This window comes from Nocardioides antri (assembly GCF_008373765.1).
Taxonomy (GTDB): Bacteria; Actinomycetota; Actinomycetes; order Propionibacteriales; family Nocardioidaceae; genus Nocardioides; species Nocardioides antri.
The window spans coordinates 1-295 of record NZ_VUJW01000210.1 but is presented as its reverse complement, the minus strand read 5'-3'; the positions used below and the strand labels follow the sequence as shown (position 1 = coordinate 295).

General features: G+C 46.4%; 1 protein-coding gene. It reads right to left on the bottom strand.

Annotated features, from left to right (window positions below):
* A partial coding sequence (locus F0U47_RS22575) for a reverse transcriptase domain-containing protein (protein ID WP_368666157.1) occupies positions 1–287 on the bottom strand: 287 nt, incomplete at its 3' end.
* Positions 288–295 lie beyond the last annotated feature (8 nt).

Genomic DNA, 295 nt, shown 5'->3' with positions numbered 1-295 from the left:
AGTATTATCTGAGTGATGTCGTCTGCGTATATGATGTGCTCATTTTTTCCTGATGGTGGAGGGAGGTCAGATGTGTAAAAGGAGAACAGGGTAGGGGACAGGCATCCCCGCTGAGGGACCCCGCTCAAAAGATCAAAGGGTGGCCCCACATAGCTTCCCATTCGGATGCTTGCCGTTCTGTCGTCTAAATAATTGCTCAAAATGCGGATGAGAAATTTGGGGAGTGCTTTTGTGATCAGCTTGTATTTTAATCCGTTATGCCACACTTTGTCAAAGGCCTTTGATATGTCTCTCA